Source organism: Curtobacterium sp. MCSS17_005, assembly GCF_003234225.2.
GTDB classification, from domain to species: domain Bacteria; phylum Actinomycetota; class Actinomycetes; order Actinomycetales; family Microbacteriaceae; genus Curtobacterium; species Curtobacterium flaccumfaciens.
This window is the reverse complement of record NZ_CP126258.1, coordinates 2704288-2717484: the sequence shown is the minus strand read 5'-3', so window position 1 is coordinate 2717484 and position 13197 is coordinate 2704288. Positions and strand designations below refer to the sequence as shown.

General features: G+C 69.2%; 13 protein-coding genes. 9 read left to right on the top strand and 4 right to left on the bottom strand.

The features are described 5' to 3' along the window. The first annotated feature begins 150 nt into the window (after positions 1–150). The 3 genes from rplK (at position 151) to DEJ20_RS12880 (ending at position 2072) form a co-directional block, all read left to right on the top strand. Positions 151–582: a 50S ribosomal protein L11 gene (rplK, locus tag DEJ20_RS12890; RefSeq protein ID WP_017888638.1), complete on the top strand. Its 432-nt coding sequence runs from the start codon at positions 151–153 to the stop codon at positions 580–582. 90 nt (positions 583–672) lie between these two features. Then, positions 673–1362 (top strand): 50S ribosomal protein L1, encoded by a 690-nt coding sequence (rplA, locus tag DEJ20_RS12885; protein ID WP_017888639.1) that lies wholly within the window; start codon positions 673–675, stop codon positions 1360–1362. Positions 1363–1463: 101 nt separating this feature from the next. Continuing rightward, on the top strand, positions 1464–2072 hold the full coding sequence (locus DEJ20_RS12880) for a Pr6Pr family membrane protein (protein ID WP_071406320.1): 609 nt from the start codon (positions 1464–1466) through the stop codon (positions 2070–2072). 23 nt (positions 2073–2095) lie between these two features. Here DEJ20_RS12880 and DEJ20_RS12875 read toward each other — a convergent pair whose 3' ends face one another. Together DEJ20_RS12875 and DEJ20_RS12870 are read right to left on the bottom strand one after the other, a co-directional pair. Next, a complete protein-coding gene (locus DEJ20_RS12875; protein WP_111235603.1) occupies positions 2096–2839 on the bottom strand; it encodes a YqaJ viral recombinase family protein in 744 nt (247 codons plus the stop codon). A gap of 67 nt (positions 2840–2906) precedes the next feature. Then, positions 2907–4118, bottom strand: a complete 1212-nt coding sequence (locus DEJ20_RS12870; RefSeq protein WP_110863395.1) for an ROK family transcriptional regulator — start codon at positions 4116–4118, stop codon at positions 2907–2909. 144 nt (positions 4119–4262) lie between these two features. On the opposite strand from DEJ20_RS12870, the gene DEJ20_RS12865 reads away from it, so the two are divergent. The 6 genes from DEJ20_RS12865 (at position 4263) to DEJ20_RS12840 (ending at position 10708) form a co-directional block, all read left to right on the top strand. Then, positions 4263–5009 (top strand): sugar phosphate isomerase/epimerase family protein, encoded by a 747-nt coding sequence (locus tag DEJ20_RS12865; protein ID WP_111235602.1) that lies wholly within the window; start codon positions 4263–4265, stop codon positions 5007–5009. Beyond that, positions 5006–6157, top strand: a complete 1152-nt coding sequence (locus DEJ20_RS12860; RefSeq protein WP_111235601.1) for a Gfo/Idh/MocA family protein — start codon at positions 5006–5008, stop codon at positions 6155–6157. Before DEJ20_RS12865 ends, DEJ20_RS12860 begins: the two co-directional genes overlap by 4 nt. 114 nt (positions 6158–6271) lie before the next feature. Beyond that, the gene (locus DEJ20_RS12855) at positions 6272–7573 is read left to right on the top strand and encodes an ABC transporter substrate-binding protein (protein WP_111235600.1); all 1302 of its coding nucleotides are present in this window, start codon (positions 6272–6274) and stop codon (positions 7571–7573) included. Between the two features lie 218 nt (positions 7574–7791). Then, positions 7792–8787 carry a carbohydrate ABC transporter permease gene (locus DEJ20_RS12850; protein WP_110893048.1) on the top strand — a complete coding sequence of 332 codons (996 nt, stop codon included), beginning with the start codon at positions 7792–7794 and terminating at the stop codon, positions 8785–8787. Beyond that, positions 8780–9619: a carbohydrate ABC transporter permease gene (locus DEJ20_RS12845; protein ID WP_017888647.1), complete on the top strand. Its 840-nt coding sequence runs from the start codon at positions 8780–8782 to the stop codon at positions 9617–9619. Before DEJ20_RS12850 ends, DEJ20_RS12845 begins: the two co-directional genes overlap by 8 nt. A 141-nt stretch (positions 9620–9760) precedes the next feature. After that, a complete protein-coding gene (locus tag DEJ20_RS12840; protein WP_111235599.1) occupies positions 9761–10708 on the top strand; it encodes a TolB family protein in 948 nt (315 codons plus the stop codon). Positions 10709–10823: 115 nt separating this feature from the next. On the opposite strand, the gene DEJ20_RS12835 is transcribed toward DEJ20_RS12840, so the two are convergent. Both DEJ20_RS12835 and DEJ20_RS12830 read right to left on the bottom strand, forming a co-directional pair. Next, positions 10824–11501 (bottom strand): ABC transporter ATP-binding protein, encoded by a 678-nt coding sequence (locus tag DEJ20_RS12835; RefSeq protein ID WP_027466375.1) that lies wholly within the window; start codon positions 11499–11501, stop codon positions 10824–10826. 101 nt (positions 11502–11602) lie between these two features. Then, entirely contained in the window at positions 11603–13147 is a 1545-nt protein-coding gene (locus DEJ20_RS12830) for an ABC transporter permease (RefSeq protein WP_111235598.1), read from the bottom strand. Between the last annotated feature and the right edge of the window lie 50 nt (positions 13148–13197).

Below are 13197 nucleotides of genomic sequence, written 5' to 3'. Positions count from 1 at the left end.
CAGCTGTAGCGATCACCGCGATCGACTACACTGAACGGGTTTGGGCCCGCGCGCCTCGTGCGAGCGGGCCTTCACCGCTGTCCGGAACGGCCGGACCAGCGGGAGAGTGCACGGATCCCCGTGTGTTCGATTCCAGGAGGAAGACAAGTCATGGCACCGAAGAAGAAGGTCACGGGCCTGATCAAGCTGCAGATCAACGCGGGAGCCGCCAACCCGGCCCCCCCGATCGGTCCGGCGCTCGGTCAGCACGGCGTCAACATCATGGAGTTCTGCAAGGCGTACAACGCGGCGACCGAGTCGCAGCGTGGCAACGTCGTGCCGGTCGAGATCACCGTCTACGAGGACCGTTCGTTCACGTTCGTCCTGAAGACCCCGCCGGCCGCTGAGCTCATCAAGAAGGCTGCTGGTGTGCAGAAGGGGTCCTCGACCCCGCACACGGTCAAGGTCGCGAAGATCTCGATGGACCAGGTCCGTCAGATCGCCGAGACCAAGCAGGCCGACCTGAACGCCAACGACATCGAGCAGGCCGCGAAGATCATCGCCGGCACCGCACGCTCGATGGGCATCACGGTCGAGGCCTAAGCACCGATCGGGCTCCGGCCCACCACCAGACACCTTTCCGTGGGAGAGCCTCGCCGGCTCGCCAACCACGTATCTCGCAAGGAGACCACCATGGCGAAGAAGTCCAAGGCCTACCAGGCCGCGGCCGCGAAGATCGAGGCCGACAAGTTCTACACCCCGACCGAGGCCGTCGCCCTGGCCAAGGAGACCGGTTCCTCGAAGACCGACTCCACGGTCGAGGTCGCGCTGAAGCTCGGCGTGGACCCCCGCAAGGCCGACCAGATGGTCCGCGGCACGGTCATCCTGCCGCACGGCACGGGCAAGACCGCCCGCGTCATCGTCTTCGCGACGGGTGCGGCTGCTGAGGCCGCCATCGCCGCCGGCGCCGACGAGGTCGGTGGCGACGAGCTCATCGCGAAGGTCGCCGAGGGTTACACCTCGTTCGACTCCGCAGTCTCGACCCCGGAGCTCATGGGCAAGGTCGGTCGTCTCGGTAAGGTGCTCGGCCCGCGTGGCCTCATGCCGAACCCGAAGACCGGCACCGTGACCCCGAACGTGGCGCAGGCCGTCAACGACATCAAGGGCGGCAAGATCGAGTTCCGCGTCGACAAGCACGCCAACGTGCACTTCGTCGTCGGCAAGGCCTCGTTCACGCCGGAGCAGCTCGACGAGAACATCTCGACCGCGCTCGAGGAGATCAACCGCCTCAAGCCGTCGTCCTCGAAGGGCCGTTACGTCATGAAGGGCGCCGTCTCGACGACCTTCGGCCCCGGCATCCCGCTGGACGTCAACAGCATCTGAGTCCACTGACTCACGGGTCCTCCGACCCATGGAAGGGCCCGCACCGGCAACGGTGCGGGCCCTTCCTGCACGTCGTCGCCGTGTGCCGATACCGTGGAGCCGTGCGCACCCTCGTGAACTCGCTCCGACTGATCGCCGTCATCGCCATCGTCGTCGCGGTCGTGGCGCAGTGGCTCGAGAGCTCGCAGACCCCGACCTACTCGTTCTGGAACTTCTTCGGCTACTTCACGATCCAGTCGAACCTGATCATCGCCGTGGCCCTCGCGGTGACGCTCGTCGCCGCGGCCCGTCGCAAGCGGGCGGACCTCGCCGTCTCGGTGCTCCGTGGCGCCGCGACGGTGTACATCGCGACGACGGGCATCGTGTACAACACGCTGCTCACGGGCGCGAACGTGTCGGCCTCGGTGCCGTGGTCGAACGACATCGTGCACAAGATCATCCCGGTGTACGCGGTGCTCGACTGGTTGCTGTTCTCGGACCGCGCACGGCTGCTGCTCCGCCACGTGTGGTGGTTCCTGCTCTACCCGGCGGTCTGGACCACCGTGGTGCTCGTCCGCGGCGCGACCGACGGGTGGGTGCCGTACCCGTTCCTCGATCCGGCGCAGGGCTACGGCGTCGTCGCGATCTACGTGGTCGGGATTGCGGTCTCGATCACGCTGCTCGGCATCCTCGTCGTGGGGATGAGCCGGTTGCGGCTGGTGAAGGTCTAGCTGGTGGCGGTCCAGCGCACGGTCTAGGAGCGGAACCCACGCAGCTTGTCGAGCACCAGGTCGGCGAGCTGCACCAGCCCGCGGATCTGGTCGTCGTCGCGGTCGACCCAGCGGCACTCGGGTTCGTCGGCGACCGGCACGAACCCGTCGTGCCGTTCCCAGACGAACAGGGTGCGGTCGGCGCCGAGCACGTACTGCTGCCACCAGATCTGCCGGAGGTAGTGCCGGGGGATGCTCCGCCAGGCCTTGCCGGTGGTCTTGATCTCGGCGAGCACCACGCGGGACGACTCGTCGACCCCGACGCCGTCCGGGGTGGCGAGGTGGGCGCGGTTCGCGGCGGCGTGGAACAGGTGTGCCGAGGGCTGGATGCCGTGGGTGGCGGCGACCCAGGCGGCGATGACCGGTTCGCGGTCCTTGCCGTGCTCGGTGAACGCGTTGCCGGAGAACCGGGAGCCGTAGCGCTTCTCGGTGACGACGGCTTCGACGGCGCGCAGTGAGGCGAGCCGGGCGACGTCGGTGGCGGTGATGCCCATGGCGCGGGCGCGGAGCCAGGCGACGCGGTCCGAGGAGTGCGCGACGATGCGCTCGGTGTGGCCGCGCAGGGCGGTGAACGCGGCACGCGCAGCCGGGGCCGGCGCGGACGACCCGGGAAGGGCCTCTCCCCACGAGCTCGGCCCGCCCGCCGCTTCGCGACGCCCGGGTACCGGCTCGCGTGGGCCCAAACCGGGGTCCAGGTCGCCCCACAGGGTCGGCTGCACGATCGTCACCCGACGATTGTCCCCCCGACCACCGGCAAGACCGAAACCGACGCGCTCACACGGCCGGCGGTGTGCGTCAGGAGACCAGTTCGCGCCCCTCGGCGAAGGCGACCAGCTCGTCGACCCCGGCGGGGGAGAGTGCGTAGCCGATGGCGAGGGCCGCGGCGCCCTGCAGCGCGGCGAGGGACCCGGCGCGGGACTGCACGATGACGAGGTGCTCACTGGCCAGGGGCATCGAGCGGGAGTAGACGACCTCGCGGACGCCGGCGAGCAGGTGCTCACCGGCCTGCGTGATCGATCCGCCGAGTGCGATGACGGACGGGTTGATGAGCGAGATGCAGGTCGCCAGGACCTCGCCGATGTCCCGCCCGGCCTGTCGCACGGCGTAGATCGCGTCGAGGTCCGACCGGTTCACCAGGTCGATCACGTCCGCACCCGTGTGCACGTCGTGCCCCTTCGCGCGGAGTGCGCGGGCGATCGCCGGACCCGAGGCCACGGCCTCCAGGCAGCCGGTGTTGCCGCAGTGGCAGGGGACGTCGCCGGCGCGGGAGACGCGCACGTGGCCGATGTCACCCGCGGTGCCCTGGGCGCCACGCTGGAGCCGACCTTCGGAGACGATGCCGGACCCGATGCCGGTGGCGACCTTCACGAACAGCAGGTGGTCGACGTCCGGCCAGCCGTGCTCCCGCTCACCGAGGGCAGCGATGTTGACGTCGTTGTCGAGCAGGACGTGGGCGGCGATGTGCTGACGGAGCCACGAGGGCACGTCGAAGCCGTCCCAACCGGGCATGATCGGCGGGTTGGCCGGGCGGCCCGTGGAGAACTCGACGGGCCCGGGGACGCCGATCCCGATCGCGATGACGTCCTGCCGGCTGCGCCCGACCTCGGCGAGCAGGTCGTCGATCGTCTCGACGAGCCAGGACAGCGTCGGCACCGGACCGGCGGCGATGTCGATCCGGGCCTCGCGGGTGGCGAGCGGTGCCGCGACCAGGTCGGTGACAGCGACACGACCGTGCGAGGCACCGAGGTCGGCCGCGATCACCAGCCGGGCGCGGGGCTTCAGCGCCACCTGGGCGGGCGGACGGCCACCGGTGGAGACAGCGGTGTCCACGGCACCGACCAGCCCGATGTCGATCAGGGAGTCGAGGCGCACGCCGATGGTGGAGCGTGCGAGTCCTGTCAGTGCGGCGAGCTCGGCCCTGGTGCGCGGCACGCCGTCGCGGAGGATCTGGAAGAGCTCGCTCGTCCCGACCGGAGGCGACGCTGCCGTCCGGTTCAAGTCGACCATGTGGGGAGTGAAGCACACATCGTTCGCGCCACGCAATGAAGTCCGTCGACATTCCTCGGACTTCTGCTTGACCGCCGACAAAAGTGCTCGTAGTGTGACGACCGGTCAGTGACGACCGCACCATCTCGACGAGGAGAACCCCTGGTGACCCAACCGCTCTCGGTCCAGCTCTACACGGTCCGCGATGCCCTCAGTGCTGATCTACCCGGCACCCTGCAGCGCATCGCCGACATCGGCTACACGAACGTCGAGGCCTTCGGCTTCGTCGACAACGCCGACGAACTCGCCGCCGCCCTCCGCGACGCCGGCCTCGCCGCCCCGAGCGGCCACGCCCGTCTGCTGGACGCCGGCGAGCAGGACCTCGAGCGCATCTTCCACGCCTCCACCACCCTCGGCTTCGGGACCCTCATCGACCCGCACATCGACGAGTCCCGCTGGACCACCCGCGAGGACGTCGAGGCGATCGCCCGCGAACTCAGCGCCCTCGCCCCGCGCGCCGCCGACCACGGCCTGCTGCTCGGCTACCACAACCACGCGTTCGAGTTCTCGAACCGCATCGACGGCGTCAGCGCCTACGAGGTCTTCGCCGACGCCCTGTCCGACGACGTCGTGCTCGAGCTCGACACCTACTGGGTGCAGGTCGGCGGGGACGACCCGGTCGCGGTCATCGGCAAGTACGGCGAGAAGGTCCAGTTCCTGCACGTCAAGGACGGCGACGGCTCGCACGACGACAAGCAGCAGGTCGCCGTCGGCAACGGCATCATGCCGATCCGCGAGATCATCGCCGCGGCGCCCGACGCACTGCACGTCGTCGAGCTCGACGACCACGAGGGTGACGTCTTCCAGGCCGTCGCCGACTCCTACACGTTCCTCGAGGGGGCCCGAGCATGACCGACACCACGACCGCTGCCGCAACGGCGACCGACAGCAGCACCCGCACCGGCCCGGTCGGCGTCGGCGTCATCGGCGCCGGGGTCATCTCGGACCAGTACCTGTCGAACCTCACTGTCTTCCCCGACGTGACGGTCCGCTTCATCGCCGACATCGACCTGCCGCGCGCCGCCGCCCAGGCCGAGAAGTGGGGCGTTCCCGGATCGGGCACCGTCGAGGAGCTCCTGGCCGACGACGACATCGAGATCGTCGTGAACCTGACGATCCCGGCCGCCCACGTCGGGGTCGCGCTGCAGGCCCTGGCCGCCGGCAAGCACGTCTGGGGCGAGAAGCCCTACGCCCTCGACCGTGCCAGCGCCGCGGAGCTCCGCGACGCCGCGGCCGCCGCGGGCAAGACCGTCAGCGTCGCCCCGGACACGTTCCTCGGCGCCGGCCTGCAGACCGCGCTCCGCACCATCCGCGACGGCCGCATCGGCACGCCCCTGAACGGCCTGACGCTCTTCCAGAGCCCCGGACCCGAGTCGTGGCACCCGAGCCCCGAGTTCCTCTTCGCGTACGGTGCCGGTCCGCTGTTCGACATCGGCCCGTACTACATCACCACCCTCGTCCAGACGTTCGGACCGGTGAAGAAGGTCACGGCGACGGCGTCGAAGTCCCGCGCCACCCGCACCATCGGCTCCGGACCGAAGGCCGGCACCGAGTTCCCGGTGGACGTCCCGACGAACCACTCCGCGCTGATCGAGTTCGAGAACGGCGGGAGCGCGCAGAGCGTCTTCTCGTTCGAGTCCGACCGCGGCCGCACCGGTTTCGTGGAGATCGCGGGGGAGACCGGCACCGTGGTGTTCCCCGACCCGAACAACTTCGACGGCGACACCGAGCTGTACGCCCTCGGTTCCGAGGAGCCCGAGACGATCCCCGCGGTCGGCTCCACCTACTCGCGCGGCACCGGCGTGGTCGACCTGGCCCGCTCGCTGCGGGCCGGCGACGAGAACCGCGTCCCCGGTGCGCTCGCCTTCCACGTCCTCGACGTGATGGTCTCCATCGCCGAGGCGGCAGAACGTGGCGAGGCGGTGCTCGTCGAGAGCACCGTGTCGCCCTCCCCGACCCTCCCCGAGGGCTGGGACCCCGCGGAACGCACCCTGGCCTGACCGCCGGGGCGCTGCCCGCAACCCACAGCAGCACCCGACCAGCACCATCCGCAGCACCAGCTCCACCTCTGCACCATCCCCTGCACCATCTCAACGACGAGAAAGTAGAGAGTCATGCGCACTGCCATCCGCGCACTGGCCATCACCGCGGCCGCCGCACTCACCGTGTCCGGCCTCGCAGCCTGCTCCTCCGGATCGTCCGGCGACTCCGGCGACTCCAAGACGCTCACCTACTGGGCGTCCAACCAGGGCACGTCCCTGCAGAACGACAAGGAGGTGCTGACCCCCGTCCTCAAGAAGTTCACCAAGGAGACCGGGATCAAGGTCGACCTCCAGGTCATCGGCTGGAACGACCTGCAGAACAAGATCCAGACCGCCGTCACCTCGGGCCAGGGCCCGGACGTCGTCAACATCGGCAACACCTGGGCGACCTCGCTCCAGGCCACCGGCGCCTTCCAGGAGTTCGGTGACGCCGAGATGAAGGCGATCGGCGGTGAGGACAAGTTCGGCAAGGTCGCCCTGTCCACCGGTGGCGCGCCCGACAAGACGGTCACGAGCGTCCCGCTCTACGGCCTCGCCTACGGCCTGTACTACAACAAGAAGATGCTGTCGGACGCCGGCATCACCCCGCCCACCACGTGGGAGGAGATGGTCGCCGACGCCGAGAAGCTGACCAAGGGTGACACCTACGGCTTCAGCCTCGCGGGCGGTTCGTACACCGAGAACTCGCACTTCGCGTTCATCAACTCGGCGCAGAACGGTGGCGAGTGGTTCGACAAGGACGGCAAGCCGACCTTCACCTCGAAGGCCAACGTCGACGGCATCAAGCGCTACCTCGACCTCATGCAGGACTCGAAGGTCGCCAACCCGTCGAACGCGCAGTACGACAACGCGACGCAGTCCACCACGGACTTCGCGAAGAAGAAGGCCGCGTTCATCCTCAACCAGAACAACGCCAACGCGACCATCGAGTCCCTCGGGATGAAGTCGGACGAGTACGGCGTCGTGGCGCTGCCGGCTCCCGAGGGCGGCGAGCAGATCGCCAGCTTCCCGGCCGGCATCAACCTGTCGATCTTCAAGAACACGAAGAACAAGGACGGCGCGCTCAAGTTCGTCAAGTACATGACGAGCATGGACACGCAGACGACGCTGGACAAGCCGTACTCGGCCCTGCCGGTGCTCGCCGAGGCTGCTGACTCCGTCACGGACGAGCAGACGAAGACGTTCCTCGACATCTACAACAACAAGGCGAAGCCGCTCCCGCTCGTGCCCGCCGAGGACCAGTTCGAGTCCACGGTCGGCAAGGCGATGAACGACATGTTCGCCAAGATCGCGACCGGTTCCAAGGTCTCCGAGGCCGACATCAAGTCGGCACTGCAGACCGCCCAGGACCAGGTGTCCCAGGCCGCCGGTTGATCCACCCTGGAGGCCCGGGTCGCGTCCGCCGGACGCGCCCGGGCCTCCAGCCCCTGACGTTCCAGGGCCGACCATCCGTCGGCCGTGAGGCACACGCCCCAGAGCCGACCACGCGTCGACCGTGCGGCTGGCGCCCCACGCACCCCGCGCCTCCCGGCCGCTGCCACGGCCCGCGCGGACCGCACCTGCACGCCCCTCCTGCCGAAAGGCCCCACCAGATGTCCACGACGGTCCTGCCCGACTCGGAGCGCATCGACCTGACGCACACGAAGGCCCCGACGATGTCGGGCCGTCCGCCAGGTCGCAAGCGCAAGACCCACTGGCTGCCCTACGCGCTCGTCGCGCCGGCCATCCTGTTCGAGCTGCTCATCCACATCGTCCCGATGCTCACCGGCATCTGGATCTCGTTCATCCAGCTCACCAAGTACTTCATCGCGAACTGGGGTGCCGCGCCCTTCGCCGGGTTCCGGAACTACCAGGTCGTCGTCGACTTCGACCAGGCGATCGGCCGCGGGGTCCTCAACTCGTTCCTCATCACGTGCGCCTTCACGGTCCTCGTGGTCGGGCTCTCCTGGACCTTCGGCATGGCCGCAGCCGTCGCGCTGCAGAAGCCGTTCGCCGGACGCGGGCTCTTCCGCACCCTGTTCCTCGTGCCCTACGCGCTGCCGATGTACGCCGGCGTCATCACCTGGAAGTTCATGTTCCAGCGGGACTCGGGGGCCCTGAACCACCTGCTCGTCGACCAACTCGGTCTCTTCGGCGGGGACGCCCCGTTCTGGCTCATCGGCAACAACGCCTTCGTCGCCGTCGTCGTCGTGGCGATCTGGAAGACCTGGCCGTTCGCGTTCCTGATGCTCATGGCCGGTCTGCAGTCCGTCCCCAACGACGTGTACGAGGCCGCCTCGGTCGACGGCGCCAAGCCGTTCCGCCAGTGGCGCTCGATCACGCTGCCGATGGTTCGCCCGGTCAACGTGACGCTCGTGCTCGTGATGTTCCTGTGGACGTTCAACGACTTCAACACGCCGTTCGTGCTGTTCGGCTCGACCGCGCAGCCGCCCGCCGCGGACCTGCTGAGCTTCCACATCTACAACGCGTCGTTCATCACCTGGAACTTCGGTTCCGGTGCCGCGATGAGCGTCCTGCTCCTGCTCTTCCTGCTCGTCGTCACCGGCATCTACCTCGCCGTGACCAACCGGAGGTCCGTCCGTGCGTGAGACAACTGGCGCCAAGTCCTTCAAGATCATCACCCTGGTCGTCCTGACGCTGTTCACGGTCGTACCGCTCTACGTGATGATCACCACGGCCATCAAGCCCCTCGGCGACGTGCAGGACAACTTCACGTGGATCCCGTCGAGGATCACCTTCCAGCCGTTCATCGACATGTGGTCGACGGTGCCGCTCGGCCGGTACTTCATCAACTCCCTCGTGGTCTGCACAGTGGCGACGGTGTTCTCGCTGATCATCGCGACGTTCGCCGCCTACGGTGTCTCGCGCTGGAACTTCAAGGGCAAGAGCACCTTCACCACCGCGGTGCTCTCCACGCAGATGTTCCCCGGCGTGCTGTTCCTGCTGCCGCTGTTCCTGATCTTCACGAACCTCGGCAACACCCTGGGCATCCAGCTCGTCGGGTCGTGGCTCGGCCTGATCATCACGTACCTGACCTTCACGCTGCCGTTCTCGATCTGGATGCTGGCCGGGTACTTCGAGACCATCCCGCGCGAACTCGACGAGGCCGCGATGGTCGACGGTTCGGGCCCGATGGGTGCGCTGTTCCGGGTCATCCTGCCGTCGGCCCGCCCGGGTCTGGTGGCGGTCGGGATCTACTCGTTCATGACGGCCTGGGGTGAGGTCCTCTTCGCCTCGGTCATGACGAACGGCCTCGGTTCGACCCTGGCGGTCGGTCTGCAGCAGTACTCGACGCAGACGAACGTGTACTGGAACCAGGTCATGGCGGCGTCGCTCGTCGTGTCGATCCCGGTCGTGGCCGCGTTCCTCGTGGTCCAGCGCCAGTTCGTCGCCGGCCTGACCGCGGGTGCCGTGAAGTAGGCAGAGCCTTTCCGCAAGACACCGGTGTTCGCGCTCGACGCCCCCGCATCACGCGGTGCGCAGCGTGGACACCGGTGTTTTGCCGTTCCCCACCCGACGCCCCACCGACCCCGACCACCCGACGACCGACAGGATGGAACCATGAGCGACGAGACCCGCGGGCGGCAGCTGCTGCCCGGACAGACCAGCCGCGTGCACGTGTACGACGTCGAGTCCCGCACCTCGCGGCTCGTGTTCGAGTCGGCCACGGTGCTCGTCGAGGCACCGAACGTCCTGGACGCCGAGACGCTCGTGCTCAACGGCGACGGCGACCTCTGGCTGCTGCGGCTGCCGTCGGCGGACAGCGGCACAGTCCTCGACGAGACCGCGCTCGTGCCGGTGCCGATGGACGGCGTCGACGAGATCAACAACGACCACGTGCTCGACCCGTCCGGCAGCTCCATCGTGGTGAGCGCCCGCGACGGCGAGCTGTACCGCGTCCCGCTGCCCGAGGGCGGCCCCGCGACCCGGATCACCGACGTCGCAGCGGCCCGGCCCACCAGGCGGAAGTTCTACCTGCACGGCATCGCCCCCGACGGCAGCGCCCTCGCCGCGATCGTGGGGGAGCTGTCCGAGGACGGCGTCTGGACGACCGACGTCGCGATGGTCGACCCGGAGACCGGCGAGCCGATGTTCGTCACGCGGGACGAGCACCCCGACGACGGCTGCACCATCAGTCCGGCCGGCGGGATCCTGCTCTGGAACACCGAGCGGTTCACCCCCGGCACCGCGCAGCTGGCCGTGCGCTGGCCCGGGCACGACAGCCCCGTCCGCCTGACCAACGACGACCGGGTGAACTGGTTCCCGCACCTGTCACCGGACGCTGCACACCTGCTCTACCTGTCGTACGAGCCCGGCGTGCAGGGCCACCCGGCGGACCACCGCGTGGAGCTCCGGCTGCTGCCGGGGTCGCTCGTCCGGGGTGCCCGGATCGCGGTCCAGCCCGAGACCCTGGTGGCCCTCGACGGCGGGCAGGGGACGGTCAACGTGCCGCCGTGGGCCCCCGACTCGACGTGGTTCGCGTACTGCGACTACCCGGTGGCGGGGTAGCGGGAGCGGCGGCGTCTTCACGCGCTGAGCGACAGTCCACGCGCTCCTCGAGGCGTGGACTGTCGCTGAGCGCGAAACGCGGGCGGACGCGCGGACACCCCGCCCGCCCGCGCCGCTAGACCTCGCGGACCTGCCCCTGCTTGATGTGCAGGCGCCGCTCGGCACGCTTCGCGACCCACGAGTCGTGCGTGACGATGACGACGGTCAGGCCGCGCTCCCGCCACTGCTTCTCGATGAGCGCCATGATCTCGTCGCGGGTCGACTCGTCGAGCGCACCCGTCGGCTCGTCGGCGAGCAGCACGCTCGGGTTCTTCACCAGCGCCCGGGCGATCGCCACGCGCTGCTGCTGGCCGCCGGACAGCTCGGCCGGCAGGTGCTCCATCCGCTCGCCCAGTCCGACCTCACGGAGGGCAGCGACCGCGCGCTCCCGGACCTCGCTCCGGGACCGGTTCGCGAGCGACCCCGCGAACGCCGTCTCGACGTTCTCGAGAGCCGTCAGCGTCGGGATCAGGTTGAAGCTCTGGAACACGAAGCCGATCTCGGTCGCCCGCAGGTCGGTCAGCGCGCCGTCGCCGAGCTTCGCCACGTCGCGGTCGCCACCGAGGTGGATCGAGCCGGCGCTCGGCCGATCGAGTGCTCCGAGCATCTGCAGCAGCGTCGACTTCCCGCCGCCGGTCGGCCCCTGGACGGCCACGAGTTGCCCCTGCGGGATCGTCAGGTGGACGTTCGTCAGAGCGGTGACGGTCCGGTTCTTCTGCTTGTAGGTCTTGCTGACGTTCGTCAGCCGGTACATCGGACTGGAGGCACGGCTCGCCTCCGCCTCGCCGGTCGCGGTGTCGGTGCTGGTCACGGTTGCTCCTGTCGTCGGTTCGGTCGTGTCGGTGCGGCCGGGCATCAGGCCACGCTCCGGAGCGCCTCGGCCGGACGGAGCCGGCTCGCACGCCAGCCGCCGAGCGCGCCGGCGATGAGGCCGCCGAGGATCGCGAGGCCGATCGCCAGCAGGATGATCTCGACGGTCACCGGGGCGTGCAGGACCACGTCGGTCGTCGACGCGGTGCTCGCGCCACCGCCGAAGCCCCCGGCCGGTGCACCGCCCGTCGTGCCGCTGCCCGCGGCCGCGGTCGCTGCGCCGCCGGGCATGCCACCGCCGCCGCCGGCACCACCGCCGGTCGTGCTCGACGCGCTCGCCGAGATCGTCGGACTGATGACGTTCACGACGAGGATGCCGATCAGGCCGGCTGCGGCGCCGAGCACGCCGCCGATCAGGCCCTGCACCAGGGACTCACCGGCCACCTGTCGGGTGATGCGGCCGTTCGACCAGCCGATCGCCTTGAGGGTCCCGAACTCGCGGGTGCGGCGGGTCACGCCGGAGATCGTGAAGAGGATCGCGATGAGGAACGCCGCGGCGAGCACGACGATCGACAGCCACTTGCCGAGGTTCGAGACCAGGCTCGACGCGGTGCTGAGCGACCCGGACACGCTCGAGGCCAGATCGGCCTCGGTGGAGACGGTGGCGCTCGTCAGCTTCGCCTGCAGTGCGGACTTGATCGTGCTGACGTCGGAGGAGGACTCTGCCGAGACGTAGATCGAGGTGACCTTGCCGTCGAGGTCGGCCAGCGCCTGCGCGGTGTCGAGCGGGATGTAGGTGTTCGAGCCCGTGGTCGAGGCCGAGCCGGTGGAGCTGACGATGCCGATGACGGTGAAGTCGGTGCCGCCGATGTCGACGGTGTCGCCGACCGCCTTGGACTCGCTCTTCGCGTACGACGCATCGAGCACGACGACGTCCTCGCCCGCGTCCTTCGCGGCGAAGGTGCGCCCCTTCGTGAGCTCGGTGCTCGTGAGCGGACCGACCGCGGCGCCGGACACCGGGATGCCGGTCACCGTGAACGAGTCGACGCTGAAAGACCCGCCGCCGAACCCGCCGCCGCCGGTGTCCCCGCTCGGCGGGCCCTGCTGGGTCGTGCTGTCGCTGCTGGAGTCGCTGCTGCTGTCCGTGCTGCTGTCGTCGGTCGACTGCTGCTGGACCTGGCCGGAGAACGTGCTGTTCTCGAGGGTCAGCACACCCGTCGCGGCCTTGACGCCGTCGGTGCTCGTGATCGTGGACAGGTTCGCGGCATTCAGGGTGCTCGTGCCGCGCGCGACCGCGAGCCGCGACTGCGACAGGTCGGTCGAGCCGCCGTCGTCATCGCTGTCGCCCTGGCTGCCGAAGTCGAAGCTCGGACGCCCGCCGTTCGTCGACGCCGTCGCGGTCTTGGTGACGGTGATGTCGGTGCCGACGCCGTAGACGGACTGCAGGACGCTCGACTGCGCTGCCTGCACGCCACCCGAGATCGACGACACGATCACCACGAGGGCGATGGCCAGGGCCATCCCGATCGCGATGATGACCGTCTGCTTCTTGCGGTTCGTGAGTTCGCGCCTGAGGTAGGTCAGGAACATGGTTCTCCTCGGTGGTGGCCGGCTGGGGTCACCGGCCGCGCAGAGCACGC